The sequence below is a fragment of the Microcoleus sp. POL10_C6 genome, assembly GCF_036701585.1.
Classification (GTDB): Bacteria; Cyanobacteriota; Cyanobacteriia; order Cyanobacteriales; family Microcoleaceae; genus Microcoleus.
Genome location: NZ_JAUBRB010000016.1, coordinates 38190 through 55037, shown reverse-complemented (window position 1 = coordinate 55037; position 16848 = coordinate 38190). Strand labels below are relative to the sequence as shown.

General features: G+C 44.8%; 17 protein-coding genes. 9 read left to right on the top strand and 8 right to left on the bottom strand.

The features are described 5' to 3' along the window. Positions 1–24: 24 nt before the first annotated feature. The 4 genes from rpsN to QUA34_RS11275 form a co-directional block, all read right to left on the bottom strand. Positions 25–327, bottom strand: coding sequence for a 30S ribosomal protein S14 (rpsN, locus tag QUA34_RS11290; protein ID WP_006633844.1), 303 nt, complete (start codon positions 325–327; stop codon positions 25–27). A 413-nt stretch (positions 328–740) separates the two neighbouring features. After that, on the bottom strand, positions 741–1403 hold the full coding sequence (gene nth, locus QUA34_RS11285) for an endonuclease III (RefSeq protein WP_333386570.1): 663 nt from the start codon (positions 1401–1403) through the stop codon (positions 741–743). 211 nt (positions 1404–1614) lie between these two features. Then, positions 1615–2709 (bottom strand): RIP metalloprotease RseP, encoded by a 1095-nt coding sequence (gene rseP / locus QUA34_RS11280; protein ID WP_333386567.1) that lies wholly within the window; start codon positions 2707–2709, stop codon positions 1615–1617. A 35-nt stretch (positions 2710–2744) separates the two neighbouring features. Then, positions 2745–2906 (bottom strand): hypothetical protein, encoded by a 162-nt coding sequence (locus QUA34_RS11275; protein ID WP_333386564.1) that lies wholly within the window; start codon positions 2904–2906, stop codon positions 2745–2747. A gap of 57 nt (positions 2907–2963) precedes the next feature. Here QUA34_RS11275 and QUA34_RS11270 point away from each other — a divergent pair, with 57 nt between their 5' ends. The 5 genes from QUA34_RS11270 to QUA34_RS11250 all read left to right on the top strand — a co-directional run bounded on the left by QUA34_RS11270 (position 2964) and on the right by QUA34_RS11250 (position 9978). Next, entirely contained in the window at positions 2964–3641 is a 678-nt protein-coding gene (locus tag QUA34_RS11270) for an ATP-dependent Zn protease (RefSeq protein WP_333386562.1), read from the top strand. A 118-nt stretch (positions 3642–3759) separates the two neighbouring features. Further along, positions 3760–4314, top strand: a complete 555-nt coding sequence (locus QUA34_RS11265) for a hypothetical protein (protein ID WP_333325260.1) — start codon at positions 3760–3762, stop codon at positions 4312–4314. Between the two features lie 66 nt (positions 4315–4380). Beyond that, positions 4381–4938 (top strand): Uma2 family endonuclease, encoded by a 558-nt coding sequence (locus QUA34_RS11260; protein WP_333386559.1) that lies wholly within the window; start codon positions 4381–4383, stop codon positions 4936–4938. Positions 4939–5150: 212 nt separating this feature from the next. Beyond that, complete coding sequence (locus QUA34_RS11255) at positions 5151–6581, top strand: MFS transporter (protein ID WP_333386556.1); 1431 nt, start codon at positions 5151–5153, stop codon at positions 6579–6581. A 1039-nt stretch (positions 6582–7620) separates the two neighbouring features. Then, complete coding sequence (locus QUA34_RS11250; protein ID WP_333325269.1) at positions 7621–9978, top strand: polysaccharide biosynthesis tyrosine autokinase; 2358 nt, start codon at positions 7621–7623, stop codon at positions 9976–9978. Between the two features lie 237 nt (positions 9979–10215). Here QUA34_RS11250 and QUA34_RS11245 read toward each other — a convergent pair whose 3' ends face one another. Next, entirely contained in the window at positions 10216–12675 is a 2460-nt protein-coding gene (locus tag QUA34_RS11245; RefSeq protein WP_333386553.1) for a CBS domain-containing protein, read from the bottom strand. A 267-nt stretch (positions 12676–12942) separates the two neighbouring features. On the opposite strand from QUA34_RS11245, the gene QUA34_RS11240 reads away from it, so the two are divergent. Further along, positions 12943–13617: a HEAT repeat domain-containing protein gene (locus QUA34_RS11240; RefSeq protein WP_333386550.1), complete on the top strand. Its 675-nt coding sequence runs from the start codon at positions 12943–12945 to the stop codon at positions 13615–13617. Between the two features lie 90 nt (positions 13618–13707). On the opposite strand, the gene QUA34_RS11235 is transcribed toward QUA34_RS11240, so the two are convergent. Genes QUA34_RS11235 through QUA34_RS11225 form a run of 3 tightly spaced genes read right to left on the bottom strand, consistent with a single transcriptional unit; the run spans position 13708 to position 14349 of the window. Then, the gene (locus QUA34_RS11235; RefSeq protein WP_333386547.1) at positions 13708–13851 is read right to left on the bottom strand and encodes a hypothetical protein; all 144 of its coding nucleotides are present in this window, start codon (positions 13849–13851) and stop codon (positions 13708–13710) included. Continuing rightward, positions 13838–14122, bottom strand: a complete 285-nt coding sequence (locus QUA34_RS11230; protein WP_333386544.1) for a PIN domain-containing protein — start codon at positions 14120–14122, stop codon at positions 13838–13840. Before QUA34_RS11230 ends, QUA34_RS11235 begins: the two co-directional genes overlap by 14 nt. Beyond that, a complete protein-coding gene (locus tag QUA34_RS11225) occupies positions 14122–14349 on the bottom strand; it encodes a hypothetical protein (RefSeq protein ID WP_194067282.1) in 228 nt (75 codons plus the stop codon). Before QUA34_RS11225 ends, QUA34_RS11230 begins: the two co-directional genes overlap by 1 nt. A 327-nt stretch (positions 14350–14676) precedes the next feature. Here QUA34_RS11225 and QUA34_RS11220 point away from each other — a divergent pair, with 327 nt between their 5' ends. From QUA34_RS11220 to QUA34_RS11210, 3 genes are all read left to right on the top strand, one after another. Continuing rightward, positions 14677–14931: a hypothetical protein gene (locus tag QUA34_RS11220; protein ID WP_333080186.1), complete on the top strand. Its 255-nt coding sequence runs from the start codon at positions 14677–14679 to the stop codon at positions 14929–14931. Between the two features lie 229 nt (positions 14932–15160). Continuing rightward, positions 15161–16276 carry an inorganic phosphate transporter gene (locus tag QUA34_RS11215; protein ID WP_333386541.1) on the top strand — a complete coding sequence of 372 codons (1116 nt, stop codon included), beginning with the start codon at positions 15161–15163 and terminating at the stop codon, positions 16274–16276. 139 nt (positions 16277–16415) lie between these two features. Further along, positions 16416–16757, top strand: a complete 342-nt coding sequence (locus tag QUA34_RS11210) for a metalloregulator ArsR/SmtB family transcription factor (RefSeq protein ID WP_333386536.1) — start codon at positions 16416–16418, stop codon at positions 16755–16757. The last annotated feature ends 91 nt before the right edge of the window (positions 16758–16848 follow it).

The window sequence follows — 16848 nt, the reverse complement described above, 5'->3', positions numbered from 1 at the left end:
TTCCTTCTCCCTTCTTCCTTCGTGCTACCAGCTAGACTTCACAACACCGGGCAAAAGACCTTCGTGAGCCATTTCTCGCATCATGTTGCGAGACAGTCCGAAGTCACGATAGTAACCTCTGGGCCGTCCAGTTGCCCAGCAGCGGTTCCGCAAGCGAGTCCGCGAACTGCTGCGGGGTAGCTGTTGTAGTTGGCGGTGAATCGCCATTTTGTCCATCTGATTGTTAGCCTGGTCAAACTGGTCTTTCAGGTCTTCCCGCTTGTCGGCGTACTTGTCTACGAGTCTCTGGCGCTTTTTCTCGCGCTCGACCATGCTCTTCTTAGCCATAATCTGTTGATATCCTTAGATAAATCACAATCTACTATTGTACTATATTTTGGTGAGTTCGGATCTCTTTTATTTGAATTATTTCTTTTGTTAACAACATTTTTAGCAACAGGCAAGATGCCTGTTCCACAATAACTCAACATTTTTAGCAACAGGCAAGATGCCTGTTCCACAATTATTCAAGGTTTTTAGCAACAGGCAAGATGCCTGTTCCACAATAACTCAACATTTTTAGCAACAGGCAAGATTCCTGTTCTATCAAATCCGTTAGCATCGGAATAGTAAATTCGAGTTGACAGTTGACGGTTCACTGTCAACTGTCAACAGTCAACCGTCAACATCATTCCGGTATAACCGGAAATGATATTCCACAATCACTCCACATTTTTGTGGTACAGGCATCTTGCCTGTACTTAACCTTGGCGCAACACCAAACTATTAGCAGAAGGGCACAAATCTGCAAGTTCGCAAATATTGCAAACCGGATTTCTCGCATTACAAACTGCCCTGCCGTGATAAACCAACCGAATCGACCAATTTTCCCAATCTGGCTGCGGTAACAATATCATCAAATCCCGCTCGATCCTTATAGGATCGGTATGTTCGGTCAATCCCAACCGCTGAGTCAAACGTTTGACGTGAGTGTCTACCGTCACGCCCATATTAATACCAAAGGCGTGGGCGAGAACGACATTAGCAGTTTTGCGGGCAACTCCGGGCAATTCTAGCAGCAGTTCCATCCGCTGCGGCACTTGATTGTTAAATTTATTGACGATCGCCTGACAAGCACCTTTAATGTTTTTAGACTTATTCCGGTAGAAACCAGTCGATCGCACGAGACTTTCCAATTCTTCTAAATCAGCATTTGCCAAAGCCTCCGCATCGGGAAAACGCTCAAACAAAGCCGGCGTTACCAGATTTACTCGATCGTCCGTACACTGAGCCGAGAGAATCGTCGCCACCAGCAACTGCACGGGAGTTTCGTAGTTAAGAGTGCAAGGAGCTTCTGGATAGAGGCGTTTGATGCGAATCAGAATTTCTAGCGATCGTTGTTTTAAACTTAACTTTTTAGTCATTAGTCATTAGTCATTAGTTATTAGTTATTAGTTATTAGTCATTTGTTTTTAACTGCTTCCCAGGCACGACCGGGGAACCCATAAACAGAGGCTGTGCCTCGCTTGCGTAGAAAAAAAAGAAGAGGGAAAAATAGGAAAATATGAAAACGGAAAACTAGACATAATTCTTCCTTCTTCCTTCTTCCGTCTTCCTTCTTCCTTCCTTCATTTACTATTGCATGAAATTTCGCAAATCAAACCCAGCCAAATTAGCAGTATCGCGAATAATCAAGAACACTCCCAAACCCAGCAACAACACCAAACCAGTCTGCATGACATTTTCCTGAATGCGGTTCGGCAGAGGCTTGCCCCGCAGTCCTTCGATTAACAAAAAAGCTAGCTGGCCACCATCTAAAGCAGGTAAAGGCAAGATATTAATCACAGCCAAATTGACGCTAATTAGCACAGCATACTGAAACAAACTCGCAGCATCCGATTTGGCAATCCCTGCACCAATCGCCACAATCGCCACAGGCCCAGACAACTTGTCGGCAGTCTGGCTGAAATTGCTAAGTAACTGCCCGAAACCTTGAACCGTCAGCACCACAATCCGCTCAAATTCTTTGGCGGCCTTGCTAAACGCCTCTACAAATCCGGCCCTCTGACGCACGACAGTGCCGTTAGAAGTTAGCTGCACGCCAATGCGACCTTTGCCGTCGGGCGACTCTTCAGGAGTTACTGTCACCAAAAATTTTTGTTCTTGGCGCTGAATTTCCAACGCTAGGGGTTGGTTGGGATGATCTTGGATTGCTGTGACCAACAATTTGATTGCTTCGCGGGAAGCGCCCAATTCCTTGCCGTCAACAGACAGAACAACGTCGCCCGATCGAATTCCGGCTTGTTTCGCGGCAGAACTGACTTCTGCGGCGACTTCCGGGACTTTAACTCCCGGTAGGTAGTTCATTTGTGCAGCGCCGACAGTGCTCAATTGCACCACCAGCAGGAAATAAGCAAAAATTAAGTTGGCAATTACCCCTGCACTAATGACGATCGCCCGATCGAGCACGGGGCGATTTTTGAGCAAATTCGGGTCATTTGGGGGAATTGTACTGTCGGGATCGTCGTCCGGAAAACCCACGAAACCTCCCAGGGGAAAGGCGCGGAGGGCGTATTCAGTTTCCGGGCCTTGGTACTTCCAGAGGATGGGCCCGAAACCGATAGAGAAGCGGTTGACGTGGATGTGTTGAAGTCTCGCCGCCAAGAAGTGGCCGAGTTCGTGAACGACAATCAAGATACCTAAAACTGCGATCGCTGCCAAAACTGACATGAAGGATTCCACTAACACTTTTACTGGACTTTGATTTATTTTAATATCTTTTTAATATCGGTGGCTTGAGAGCGACAATTTTCAGTCAAACTGGAAGATGGAGTTTTTGTCGGAAGTCCCGGCTGCTGCGATCGACCCGACGCTGCCAAACCGATCGCGCGATCGTACCTGAGTTTACCTCTAAAACCAATTCCCATTACCAATTCCCTATTACAAATTCCCCATTACCAATTCCCAGTTACCAATTCCCCATTATGAAAGACACTTCTTTGAATATTATTGCTATTTCTATCTTTGCCATCACCGTTTCAATATTGTTGGGGCCCCTATTCAACTTGCCAGAAGCCGTACCTGCGATCGCCACTTTTTGCCTGTTGGGGCTAGCCACCCTTGACAGTTTCCAGTGGCAAGGTCAAGGCGGTACTATTTTATTAGATTGGCTGGGGGGAACTTCCAAACAAAAGCGCGATCGTATCCTTCACCACGAAGCCGGACACTTCCTAGTCGCCCACCTGTTAGGAATTCCCGTAACCAGCTACGCCCTCAACGCTTGGGAAGCATTTAAACAAGGTCAAACAGCCCAAGGTGGCGTCCGATTTGAAGACGAACAATTAGCATCTCAACTGCAAAAGGGCACTCTTTCCTCCCAACTTTTAGACCAATACTGCACCGTGTGGATGGCCGGAATAGTCGCCGAAAAATTTGTTTACGGCAGCGCACAAGGAGGAGCAGAAGACCGCACAAAAATTAGCGCAATTTTAACACAACTGCGCCGCCCCAGTTCCGAAATTCAACTCAAACAAAACTGGGGTTCGCTGCGAGCAAAAAACTTGATCGAAAGCCACAAATCAGCTTACGAAGCCCTAGTATCAGCAATGGAAGAAAGAGCAACTGTTGCCGAATGCTGCGACATCATCCAGCAAAATTTATAGGAAAAAGATTACGCACTCTTGCCTTATAAACCCGGTTGCTGTGTAGATTTATTATTACTAAAACCCAGATTTTGCGTAGAAACCGGGTTTAAGAGCGTATTATAGGGATTACAAATTCATGTCAGAACCCAAAACTTTGCCAACAACACTGCAAACAGCGAACCCAAATACAGAAAAATTGTTGTGGCTGTTCGGTTTCCGGATCGACCCCGGCACCGAAATACCAAATCTATATACTCTAATTGTCTATGGAGAACAAGAGCCGCCCTTAATAGCCGGCGGTCAACTTGTATTTTTTACCCGTCCAGAACTAGCTATTAACGCTCTCCAATTGTGCAATATCGATGTCAGCGAACTGGGAAAGCCACCCACACAAATAGACGCTATTTGCGACATTGCAGAAACGCTATACTTGCTCGATGCCGAAGATTTTGACGAATCAGCTACTATCCTCAACTGTTTGAACGCGCTTTTCGATTTAGTGAAAGCTACTTTAATACCGATGCCAACTGAATACAAGCGCATACTTTATGATTTGGCAGACCATTTGAATATTGAGGAAGAGTTTGCAAGTTTTTTAGACGCAGAAGATATTCAGCGATCGGAAATTGTTAATGCCATTTTGTGGTGTGTGGGAGCAATTACAACAAAATCTAGATTGTTGACCGAGTAATTTAAGAAAAACTAGAATGTGAATCGATAATAGATAATAGATAATATCGCCCAAGGAAATTGTGCCATGACTGTAACAGATTTACGCTTGTGGACTGTAGAGGAATACCGCCGCATGACCGAAACAGGCATTCTCAATCCCGATGAACGAGTCGAATTAATTGACGGGCTAATTATTTCAAGGAGTGCAAAAAATCCTCCCCACGCAGCAACTAACCTCTGTGCAGCCGACTATCTCAGAAATCTGCTGGCAGGACTTGCTTTAATTCGCATTCAAGACCCGATCGCTCTAAGTTATAATTCAGAACCAGAACCGGATATTGCTGTAGTGCAAATAGACCCTCGACTGTACCAAGATTTTCATCCCGCGCCCGACAATATTTTTTTATTAGTAGAAATAGCTGACACGACTTTAGAAACAGACCGCAAGCGAAAAGCATCGGCTTATGCTAAGGCGGGAATTACTGATTATTGGATACTTGATGTTAACACGCGGCAAGTTTATGTTTTTCGCGAACCGGGCGAGGCAAACTACCGACAAGAAACAGTATTTAATGAAGATGATGTTTTGTCAATGCTGGCATTTCCCGAAATAGAAGTTCAGATTTCGCAACTGTTTCCTTAAGTAGGGGCAGGTTTTACCAAGAATAATTGCCTAAAACCAAGAATCTCGTAAACCTGCCCCTACCCACCTATAAATTACCAATTATCAATTACCAATTACCAATTCTTCACAATAATCCCGATCGCTACAAAAAACTTAGTATTAGGGCGTAGCGTGAGTTATACTCCTACTGGAAAGACTGTCACTGCAAAAACATCCTGAAATCAAAGTTTATGAGCAACACTTCCCCGCCTCAACCAGCCGCCAAAAATCCCGCAACACAAAAACTCAGTTTATCAACAAAATTAGCTTACGGTGCCGGCGACCTCGGCCCGGCAATTACCGCTAATGTTTTGGCATTTTACCTGCTAGTTTTCTTTACCAATGTCGCTGGTTTACCTGCTGGCTTAGCCAGTAATATTTTAGTAGTTGGCAAGGTTTGGGATGCCATAAATGACCCGATTGTGGGGGTTTTGAGCGATCGCACTTCTCATCCTTGGGGCCGCCGATATCCTTGGATAATATATGGTGGCATTCCCTTCGGCATATTCTTCTTATTGCAGTGGATTGTACCTAGCACGGATCACACAGTGTTATTTTGGTACTATGTTGCAATCAGCATTTTGTTCAACACCGCCTACACGGCTGTCAATCTTCCCTACACTGCCCTGACTCCAGAACTTACTCAAGACTACAACGAACGCACTAGCCTTAATAGTTTTCGATTTGCTTTCTCCATTGGCGGCAGCATCCTTTCATTGATCTTAGCTCTAATTATCTTTCGTGTATTTGAAAAAGACCCGAATCAACAATATTTAGTATTAGGTGCAATCTGTGCAGTTATCTCTGTCTTGCCTTTGTACTGGTGTGTTTTGGGAACTCGCAAGCACGTCGCAGCCCAACTATTAGAAAACGCAGACCTAGATAATTCTACATCCTTGCCACTGAAAGAACAGTTGCAGATTGCATTTAGCAATCGCCCTTTTTTGTACGTCATTGGAATTTATCTTTTTTCTTGGCTGGGAGTGCAGTTGACTGCTACTATTATTCCCTACTTTGTTGTTAACTGGATGCAACAGCCACAGTACGTTTTTAGCTTGGTGGCGATCGCAGTTCAAGGCACTGCATTAATCATGCTCTTTGTTTGGAGTAAAGTCAGCGAGAGATACGGCAAAAAAGCCGTATATTTTATGGGCATGAGTTTGTGGATTATTGCCCAAGCTGGACTGTTTTTCCTCCAACCAGGACAAGTATTGCAGATGTACATATTAGCAGTCATGGCAGGTATCGGAGTTTCCACGGCTTATCTAATACCTTGGTCGATGATACCGGATGTGATCGAACTCGACGAACTGCAAACAGGAGAAAGACGCGAAGGCGTTTTCTATTCATTTATGGTACTGCTGCAAAAAATCGGATTGGCAGGGGGTTTGTGGTTGGTAGGCCAAGCATTAGAAGGAGCTGGATTTCTCTCTACCGTTCCCGGACAGCCGGCCCCCGTACAGCCAGATTCTGCACTGTTTGCGATTCGAGTTGCGATCGGGCCGCTGCCCACAATTGCTTTAATTGCTGGCATGATTCTTACCTATTTTTATCCCATAACCCGCGAAGTTCATGCAGAAATATTGTTGAAGCTGCGAGAAAGAAAAGCACAAAATCAGTAAGCGCTAATAAAAAGTAGTTGGTAATTAGTAAAATCAAAAAACCACAACTACCGATAGCTAATCCGGGCGAGATTAATAGCAATCCTCCCATCCTGTGCGAACTCTTTTTGTATTTAACAATGTGTCATCTTCTTATGGCATCGGTTAATTCAAAAAAAGTCCGTTGCGCGTTTACCGAAAGGATTGCTATAGCTGGCTCGGAGGGCGAATCAAAGCGATAGTTTTAGTAATAGCTCCGGAACCCAGAAACCTAGTTTTTTTACGAAAATACATAAATCGCGCCGCGCCATCCGCCCCGGTAGAAAAACCCCGAAGGCTGGAGTTGTTCGAGATGTCGATCGAGCTTGAGAACACAACTTATTAAATTTTATGTCTGTCGCGCACTATAGAGATGAGTTGGTGATATAATCACCACGGTAAACTAAGTATATACACTTAATCAGTCATCCAACTCCTCAAAAAGTTTATAATTAAAAGAAGAAACAGATTTTTCTCGGAAATTGATTGGATTAGTTGCCGTTCCAAAAAATCTGCTGAATGTGGCTAATTATATCGACATGGGAAATGCAAAACCTTTTAGCCGGTCAGTTAGCGCATAAGTTAATAAGTGCTTCTGCCGTTGACTCTGAACCGAAAAATGGCATAGAGGACAAATCAATACCAGCGCAAGCAGCGGCTGAGGTGTTACGGTCAATTGTAAAAGTTTGGTAAAGTTATGGAACCCCCTGTCGGGAAGCTGAGCGACACCTGAAAAAGTTTGCTTCGTCGCCCGGAAACCCGAAATACAAGCACAACGCAGCAGAGCCAAATGCAGTCTGATATAACTCTCCAGCAGTTGTAAAAGAACTTTTACTGCCGGCCTAGCATAGGGATTTAGTTATTTTTGTATACTATGTGAAAGTAGTGAGAACTATTAGAAGGAAGTGGGCTCAACCAACCCATAATTTCGTGTGATATCCTTAAGCCAATGCTCAAAGTATCAATCCGAAGGCTCGCAGAAGAAAGCTGATTTTACCCACAAAATATCCAAGAGGTCAACATGGAAAGAGAACAGGACGCTCATATCGTACCCATTAGCAACCAGAGCCGACAGGTGCAGCAATTTTCCGTTGACGAGGGAGAAGATTTAAGCGCGCAGCCTCAGAAAGGATTGAATGTAAAGCCGTTGTTGAGGACTTTTCAGCGACAAGCCCTAATCATTATTGGGATTATAGGTCTAGTAGGCACTGGAGCTGTTTATCAGATCAAGGGAGGCAAGAAAACATATCAAGGCGATTTTCGGATGCTAGTGGAACCCGTGACAACGGAGGCCAGAATTGCTGATCCCTCTGCCCTAGCCAATCGCGGCGAGGGGGGGGCAGTGCCTAATCGAGATTTTTTTAGTTTGGACTACGCAACTCAACTTGAAATTCTCAAGAGTCCTCAGATGCTGTCGGCTATTGTTAAACAAGTCCAAAAACGATATCCAAAAGTTACCGAAAAAATTCTTGAAAAAGAATTAATCGTTTTGCGGATAGGAGAAGATGAGAGGACGCTGACTAAAATTTTGGAAGTTCGCTTCATGGGGAATGATACTAAATTAGTTGAGTTCGTTTTACAAGAAACTAAAAAGAAATATTTAAAGTACAGTCTTGATGAACGCAAGACTCGGATTGGTGAAGGTGTTAAATTTATTGAAGACCAGCTTCCGGGACTCAATAAGCGCGTAAACGACCTGAAATCGGAGTTACAGTTGATACAGCAGCAGCAAAAGATTACCAATCCTCAAGAACAAGGCGCGCAATTAATCCAGCAAGTTCGTACCGTAGAAACTTTAGAGTTAGAAACTCAAAGGCTACTGCAAGAACAGAAAACGCTGTACGCTAACTTGCAAAAACAATTAGATTTTACACCAAATGAAGCTATTGCCGCTTCAGCTTTAAGCGAAGAGCCTCAATATAAAGAGTTGCTGACCAAGGTTAAGGAAGTAGAAGGTCAGATTGCTGTAGAAACAGCTCGTTTTAAATCTGCTAACCCTATAGTGGAAGCTTTAGAGCGCAAGCGGGCAAATTTAGTAGCTTTGCTCAACCAGCAAACTGATCGAATTTTGGGGCAAAATTTAGTCGGCACCCAAGCTAATTCTAAAGTTCAAAATTTTCAAAATTCTATTCGCATAGGCTTGATTAAACAATTGGTTGATACTGCTAACCAAGTTGAAGTCTTAGAAGCTCGCCTTCAGGCAATCACTCAAACTAAAAACAATTTAAACAGGCAAGCAACAGAATTCCCCACCATAGCCCGCCGCTACAACGAACTGCAACAGCAATTAGAAGTAGCCGCCCGCACCCGCGATCAACTTTTAAGCCAGCGGGAAACTCTGCGCGTCCAAGCAGCTCAAAGCCAAGTACCTTGGGAAATAATTTCTGAACCACGGATACCGCGAGATGAGAAGGGCAACCTAATGCCAGTTCCATCGAAAGCTAAAAACAAATTAATGATGGCAGTTGTTGGAGCGCTAGTTTTGGGTCTGGGAGCTGCTATCCTCATTGAAAAGTTCCGCAATATTTTCTACTGTGCTGATGACGTTAAAGATGCGGTTGATGCGCCTTTATTGGGAGCAATTCCTCTGGACAAAAATGCTAGAAAATTGCCGCCTTCTATTGCTAATGCCTATGCTTATATTGAAGGAAAAGAGGGTAATAAGAAAATTGCTGCGGAATTTATAGAAGCTTTTGACTCTCTTTATACTAATATCCGCTTTCTTTCTTCAAATCGAACGATTAGCTCTGTGGCAATTGGTTCGGCTACAGTTGGCGAAGGCAAATCTACCGTTGCTTTAAACTTAGCTCACGTGGCAGCGCTGGCGGGTCAGCGAGTGCTGTTAGTAGACGCTAATTTGCATTCCCCCAGTCTGCACTTGCTGTTGGAACTGCCTAATGTCAAGGGATTGAGCAACTTGCTCGACCATAAAAACGAACCCAATGAAATTATCCAACGATCGCATCTAGCAGATAATCTTTTTGTATTAACTGCCGGTCTCCCGGATCCTGGTACTGCCAGACGGCTGGCATCATCTCAGATGCAGTATTTAATGGAAGAACTTCAGGCAAAATTTGACTTAGTTATCTACGATACGCCGCCGCTAGTTGACAGTAAAGATACGAATTTTTTAGCGGCGCGCACCGATGGCATACTGATGGTTGTAGCAATTCAGCAGGTTCCCTTTTCTGTAGTCAAAAAAGTTTTCAGTCAATTAGAAAATTTTGGCATACCATGCTTGGGCACAGTTGCGAATCATGCCCCTAAACGCAAGAAGTATCCAGCATCGAGATCATCAGTTGTTGAAGATAAAAATGAATATTTGAATTTGACGCCAGCACCGTCTCGTATTCAAAAACTAGCTCCTAAAAAAGAGTGACACCCAACAAAGATGACCCCCAAAAAAAGGATACAAGCCTCCGATAGTAGTCATGGAACTCCCAAAATCTTAGACTCTTGTTCAATATCCCAGATTCGTCTGTGGAGTAAATCGAAAATCTAAAATCGTTGGACTGAGCGCGACTTGACGCTCGCGCTCGCCGAACCTCTTAGGCCGAAGTCTAAAATCTAAAATCTAAAATCTAAAATCTAAAATCTAAAATTGACTCAGGGCGGACTAATTTCCATCTGGGTTGGTAGGAAATGTGACGATAAAATTAGTCCAGCCATTGCTGCTTTCAACCTCAATTTTTCCCTGCAACTGTTCCACAAGTTTTTGAACCAAAGCTAAACCCAAACCTGTACCTCCTTGTTTCCAAGGATCGGCGTTGGGAACTCGATAAAATTTCTCAAAAATTCGAGGCAATTCCTCTGTGGAAATCGACGATTGATTGCTGAGTGTAAATTGGATTTCTGAAGCCACAGCACTTGCTTGTCGCGAATTTGTCCTTTGTCCTGCTTGTTCGCCGTCTCCGTTTTTGCACTCAACTTTCAGAGAAATTTCGCCGTCATTAGCCGTATATTTGCAGGCATTGTTGAGGAGTTCGGCTAAAATTCGTCCCAAACTAGCGCGGTTGGAACTGATCGTGGGGAGGTGACGATCGCACTCTACTCGCAAATCCTGGTGGCGGTCGTGGGCCCGGGTGTAAAACGGGTCGATAATAGTAGGCAGCCAGACTTCTAAGTTTACTGGTTCGAGGTCGATCGGACAAGTTGCGGCTTCGAGCCGCTGCAAATCTAGCAAAGCATTAATCAAATCTGTTTCTCTAGTACATTCTGTTTCTAAAATTTCTAGATAAATCTGGCGCCGATCTAGCGTGGGAGAAATTCTCAGCATATGAATAGCCATTTTTATATTAGCTAAAGGCGTCCGCAGTTCGTGAGAAACGGTGCTGAGGAATTCATCTTTGAGGACGTTTAAATGCTGGAGTTCGTGAACTTTTTGCTGTAATTCGGCGGTGCGTTCTTGGACTTGGCGTTCGAGGTCGGTGTTGAGATTTTGGACTTGCTGATAGAGTTGGGCTTGCTGAATCGCGATCGCGATTTGAGTTGCCAGTTGCAGCAGCAAATCCACTTCCGAAGGTTGCCACTGACGGGATTGGGAACACTGATGGACACACATCATTCCCCACAAATTGCCGTCTTGCAAAATTGGTACAATCAAATAAGCTTTGATTTGCGCTTGCTGGAACCGCGCATATTTTTCGGCGCTCAAACAGGCTTGGTCGAGGTCTGGAACCGCATAAATTTCCTGTTCGATCACGGAAGCAGATTCTTGCCAAATATTATCCGGCATGATTTCTCCCAATATTGAAGGCCAATTTTCGGCAACGGATTCTGCCACTACAATGCCGTAATTGCTGGACTCTAAATGCAGGATTGCTACTCGGTCAGCTTGCAAAACTTGGCGGACTTCATCGACGCTGGCGTGGAGAATTTCTTCGAGGTTTAAGGATTGATGAATCCGCAAGGAAATGTGAGTTAACAGCCGATCGCGCTGCAATTGTTCGTGGAGTTTTGCAGTCCGTTCCCGCACCTGCTGTTCCAGTTTGGCGTTGCGGCTTTGCAACAGTTCCACTTTTTCGGCTTGCAATTGATAAACCGACTGCTGCAACTGTTTGACAACTCGGTACATTTCCGTGGGGTCGAGGACTCTGAGCAAGCTGGTCTGAGTAATAATTCCCAACAGTTCTCCGCGCCCCCCGCACACGACCAACCGCTGCACTTGTTGCTGCTCCATTTCTTTGTGCGCCGTCCATAGGGAATCGGAAGGTTGAAGAAATTGCAGGGGAGTTCTCATGACTTTTTGAGCTGGGGTTTGCTCGAAATTTAGTTCGAGAAACTGTGCCTGCACAAGGTCATATTCGGTAATAATTCCCAGGGGTTGGTGAAAGGAATAGTGAAAAATGGAGGTATAGTCATCTTTGGGCTTCTCCATTGTTAATTCTTTGTTTTTTGTAATCACTACACAACTGACTTGATGCTCTGACATCAGTTCGGTTATGCTCAGCAGTGAGGCGGTGTGGGGCGCTGTAATTGGCGTAGTCATTAATTCTGCTACCCGCCGCAATTTAAGAATGTTTGAAGGCTGCAATACTTGGCGAATTCTTTCCCGTGTCAGCACTCCTACCAAGTGGCGAAATTGATTGACGATCGGCAAATAGCGAATCTTGTGCTGGCGAAATAAGGATAAAGCGGTAAACACGTCTTGGTCATCGGATTCTGTGAGGGATACCGACACCGGGGACATCACTTCGGAAATTGGTATTTTGTGCAGGGCTACTTTGTGCTGGCTGTCTATTTTGCCAGAAGCTATCAGCCTCACTAGGTCGGCGGGTGTTAATATGCCGATTAACAGCCCGCGGCTGGGGTTTTCGGATAAGTTGCCTGTGGTAATAGTCTGCTGGTTCTGCACGACGAACACGCACCGGGCGCGCATCTTTTCCGGCGCCGATGTTTCGGTTATCGCCCCCCGGTCTGAGGGTACAGGTGTTTTGACTAGGGGGCAACTGTTTTGCAACTGACTCATCAGGGCGATCGCCACTGCTAAGGAAGTTTCTGGCCCGGCAGTGAGGGGGTAGCGATCGATCGCTTGTTCTAAGGCTGAGGAGTAAAAGGGCGGGTGGTAGAACGGCATAGTTGATCAGGTTGTCAGAGGGCGGCTAACTATCGGGCAAAGCCTTGGGGAACGGCAGAAACACCTCGCCTGTGCTTGGGATTTAAATAATAAACTTTCTCTTTGATTATTTCCACGCAATCTGAACTTTAGATTAATCGTCTCACTAATCCGCAATCTTACTCATCTCAAATACGCAGGGCGGTTTTTACTGCCTGTTTTTCCCCTGAGACTCCCCTATAATCAAAATAACCCGAATGTAAAGTTTTACTACAAGATTTATCCATAATGACAACTTTAAGCTTAGAGCAAATTGCAGCCAAGTTAGAAAGCGAAAATTCCGCCGATCGAATGGTGGCTTTGGCCAACTTGCGGAATGTGCCTGCTGCAGAGGCGGTGCCTTTGATTAAAAAGGTGTTGAACGACGAAAGTTTGCAGGTGCGATCGATGGCTGTGTTTGCTCTCGGGGTAAAACCGACAGCAGAGTGCTATCCCATTCTAGTCAAATTGCTAGAAACAGACCCGGATTACGGCATTCGTGCTGACGCTGCGGGTGCTTTGGGCTATCTGGAAGATATCAGAGCTTTTGATTCTTTGGTGCGGGCTTTTTACGAAGATACTGAATGGCTGGTGCGCTTCAGTGCTGCTGTTTCTCTGGGAAATCTCAAAGATCCCCGGGCCCGCGATGTGCTGCTAAAAGCTCTCGACAGCGAGCAAGTGGTGATCCAGCAGGCGGCAATTTCGGCTTTGGGGGAAATTAAGGAAATTGGGGCGATCGATCGCATCCTCAATTTTGCTCAGTCGGAAGATTGGCTGATTCGCCAGAGGCTGGCTGAAGCTTTGGGCAATTTGCCGAGTGTTAAGAGCGTTTCGGCTTTAAAATACTTAGAAAAAGACAGCAATTCTCAAGTATCTCAAGCGGCAACTATTTCTCTCGATCGCCTGTCACAAGCAGAAGGATAACAGATACCGATATTTTTGTTGTAAGTGTTTCATTTCCGCGCTTTTAAGGCGGGGATGAAACACCGATCGCCTAATTTATTCAGCCCTCTGCTAGGTCAACCGATTTCTCCGTTCTTGAGGTGACAAAACGGGAATCGGCGACTCTGCGAATCCATTCACATCCCGAGTAACGATCGCCTCTAACTCTAACTCGATCGCACACGCTATCTGCACCGCATCTTCAAAATCCGGCAATCAAGGGCGCGATCGCTTGCTCCAGAACCTCTCGATCCACCCCACAAATTTCCATCAATGCCAACAGTCGAGTTACCGCTGCAATCGCAGCTTCAGAACTCTTGGTTTGTCGTCCAACCAAATAATGCACATCCGTAACCGTTTTCGCCGACATAAACCCTTCAACTTGCCCCGATTCAACGGCATTCAGTAAAAAAGCAGCATCCGCTACAAAAGGTTCGCGGGCCAGCATTGCATCCAGTAAAACATTGGTATCAAATAAAACTTTCATCACAGATACTTTTGGACTAACCGCTCATCCAACATTGCCTTTACTTCTGCATCTGTAGGTGGTGGCGCGTCCGTTTTCGCAATGCCAATTAAACTCGCGGCTAAACCCTTCGGTTTCACCTTCGATCGGGGTTTCGGTTGGAGCGATCGCATCAAAGCATTAATTAACTGCCATCGCTCCTCGGCAGACAACCTCAGTGCTCGGTCTTGAAGTTCGCGTAACGTCATAGTAATTATCTTTGACAGAAAGCATTGGACAAGCAGGCAAGTATATAAATACCCCAGCTTCAAAATTTTAGCGCCTCAAGTGATATAATCTTAGCTTCTTAAAAACACTTAATTTTTCACAACGGGCAGTATCTGGAAATTTTTCAAATTAGAAGGAATTGCGATCAAGATTGACACCAGCGAATATTTTATTAATAATGTTGGTAAAATTCTCGGTATCTTAATAAATTTTATAGAGTTTTGAGTGAAACCAGAAGGTATTATTTAACCAGCAAGGGCTAATCGCAAGTTAAAATAGTTGTTGATCTCGTTTAACCAAAGCCAGCCATGAATCAAGCGCCCAATCCCTTTAACTCAAATCCCTCCAATCCGCTAGACCCCTTGGAGCAAGAAGTTGACGATCAAGGTGAAGCATTGCCGAGACAGTACCACCCGGCAACTAAAAAAACTCTGCAAAAAGTCTTTATCATTCTGGTAGTTGTCGGGGCAATTATTGGGGGAATTTTATCGATAGGGGTGATTTCGCTGATGCAAAAAGCCGGACTCACTGATGTGCCGGCCCGGGTACAGACTCCCAAGTGAATCGGTGGGTTGAGTGTACCGGAAGCGATCGCCGAGCCTTAATTAGAGTATCGTTCAATATCGTGCCCATCTGGCGCGAAATTAAGATGCGATCGCTCGCCTTCCAAAGAAATCTTAATATTTTCATTATTTTATTTGAGGCAGCTGTGTCTATACAATCAAATTCGGTGCTGTAGGGGCACCGACCAAAAACTGTTTTAAATAAACCACACTTATTCTGAGTAAGATAATGTTACTTGTTGCCCTATTTATCGCCACGTTTTTTTTAGCATACTGCAATGGTGCTAATGATAATTTTAAAGGTGTTGCGACACTGTTTGGCAGTCAGACGACGAACTATAAAACAGCAATTGGTTGGGCAACAATCACAACTTTTGCAGGTTCAGTATTTTCTATTTTTCTAGCAGAAACTCTGGTAAAAAGCTTTTCGGGAAAAGGGCTAGTTCCCGACGATATCGCCAATGGCTCAGATTTTCATTTGGCAGTCGCGATCGCTGCGGGTTTAACCGTTATTCTTGCTACCTTAACTGGATTCCCTATTTCCACAACTCACGGTCTTACAGGTGCTCTTGTTGGTGCAGGTTTAGTAGCAATTGGTAATCAAGTTAATTTTACTGCCTTGCAGAAAAATTTTCTACTGCCTTTGTTGCTGAGTCCCATGATTGCGATTCTATTAGGAGCTTTAATTTATGGACTGTCTCGCTACCTGCGAGTTTATTTAGGAATCCAGAAAGAATGGTGTATTTGCGCTGGTCAAACTCAACAAATTATTCCCATTCCCCAGCCCGATGCAACTAACATACTCAAGTGCATCACAACCGCTGATGTCGCGGTAGATTCTCTAGATAAATGCACGCAAAGATATCTGGGAAATTTCTTACAAATCCCCAGCCAAAACTTAGTGGATGCTTGCCATTTTATGAGTGCGGGAGTCGTCAGTTTTGCTAGAGGATTGAACGATACGCCGAAAATTGTTTCGCTGATGTTAGTCGGTCAATCAATCTCTGTTCAGTGGGGAAGTTTAGCAGTAGCTTTGGGAATGGCGATCGGCGGTTTATTGAATGCTAAAAAAGTGGCAGAAACAATGAGCAAAAAGCTGACAGCAATGAATACCGGTCAAGGGTTGGTGGCCAACTTAGTGACGGGATTTTTAGTTATTGCTGCCAGTCGCTATGGGCTCCCAGTTTCTACTACCCATGTTTCGGTAGGTTCAATCTTTGGTGTCGGATTGATTTCAAAAAAAGCTAATGTGGGCGTTTTCTATCAGATTCTACTATCATGGATTTTGACCTTGCCAATTGCTGCGGCAATCAGCGGCTGTGCTTACTGGGTGTTGCATCGGTAAGAGAATTAATCGTTAGTCCTAGAAGATAAAGATTTCGGAGTTGATTTGGAATGGCCATCACAGGATAACCTTATGGAATCTAACGGTAAAAACAAGAAATCGCGCCGGGAGTTTTTGAATAAAATTTTAAGGGTAATTTATGGTTAAAAATTATACGATCGCGCCACCTGTTGCAGATAAATTGACTGCTGCTGGCTTTCACGCTCTTTCTGACCCCCTGCGGCTTCAGATTTTGGAGTTGCTGCGGGAACAGGAGTTGTGCGTGTGCGATTTGTGCGATCGCCTGTCTGTCCCTCAGCCTAAACTCTCTTTCCACCTCAAAACCCTAAAAGAAGCCGGTTTAGTTCGCAGCCGCCAAGAAGGGCGCTGGATTTACTACAGCCTCAATTTAGCTCAGTTTATCGCCCTCGAACAGTACCTCGCCGAATACCGCCGTTTCAGCCAGATCCTGCCGGCGCGCCCCTGTTCGGACGCAGATTAACCCATCAACATTTCTTAATGTGATTATGGGCTATTTGTCTTCCCTCATACTTGACATATCAAATTTTATTGATATGATTCCAGTGTACCCC

Excerpts from the sequence above, each read along its gene's own strand:
- rpsN (WP_006633844.1), bottom strand. The coding sequence starts at position 327 with ATGGCTAAGAAGAGCATGGTCGAGCGCGAGAAAAAGCGCCAGAGACTC.
- nth (WP_333386570.1), bottom strand. The coding sequence starts at position 1,403 with ATGACTAAAAAGTTAAGTTTAAAACAACGATCGCTAGAAATTCTGATT.
- rseP (WP_333386567.1), bottom strand. The coding sequence starts at position 2,709 with ATGTCAGTTTTGGCAGCGATCGCAGTTTTAGGTATCTTGATTGTCGTT.
- QUA34_RS11275 (WP_333386564.1), bottom strand. The coding sequence starts at position 2,906 with ATGGGAATTGGTTTTAGAGGTAAACTCAGGTACGATCGCGCGATCGGT.
- QUA34_RS11270 (WP_333386562.1), top strand. The coding sequence starts at position 2,964 with ATGAAAGACACTTCTTTGAATATTATTGCTATTTCTATCTTTGCCATC.
- QUA34_RS11265 (WP_333325260.1), top strand. The coding sequence starts at position 3,760 with ATGTCAGAACCCAAAACTTTGCCAACAACACTGCAAACAGCGAACCCA.
- QUA34_RS11260 (WP_333386559.1), top strand. The coding sequence starts at position 4,381 with ATGACTGTAACAGATTTACGCTTGTGGACTGTAGAGGAATACCGCCGC.
- QUA34_RS11255 (WP_333386556.1), top strand. The coding sequence starts at position 5,151 with ATGAGCAACACTTCCCCGCCTCAACCAGCCGCCAAAAATCCCGCAACA.
- QUA34_RS11250 (WP_333325269.1), top strand. The coding sequence starts at position 7,621 with ATGGAAAGAGAACAGGACGCTCATATCGTACCCATTAGCAACCAGAGC.
- QUA34_RS11245 (WP_333386553.1), bottom strand. The coding sequence starts at position 12,675 with ATGCCGTTCTACCACCCGCCCTTTTACTCCTCAGCCTTAGAACAAGCG.
- QUA34_RS11240 (WP_333386550.1), top strand. The coding sequence starts at position 12,943 with ATGACAACTTTAAGCTTAGAGCAAATTGCAGCCAAGTTAGAAAGCGAA.
- QUA34_RS11230 (WP_333386544.1), bottom strand. The coding sequence starts at position 14,122 with ATGAAAGTTTTATTTGATACCAATGTTTTACTGGATGCAATGCTGGCC.
- QUA34_RS11225 (WP_194067282.1), bottom strand. The coding sequence starts at position 14,349 with ATGACGTTACGCGAACTTCAAGACCGAGCACTGAGGTTGTCTGCCGAG.
- QUA34_RS11220 (WP_333080186.1), top strand. The coding sequence starts at position 14,677 with ATGAATCAAGCGCCCAATCCCTTTAACTCAAATCCCTCCAATCCGCTA.
- QUA34_RS11215 (WP_333386541.1), top strand. The coding sequence starts at position 15,161 with ATGTTACTTGTTGCCCTATTTATCGCCACGTTTTTTTTAGCATACTGC.
- QUA34_RS11210 (WP_333386536.1), top strand. The coding sequence starts at position 16,416 with ATGGTTAAAAATTATACGATCGCGCCACCTGTTGCAGATAAATTGACT.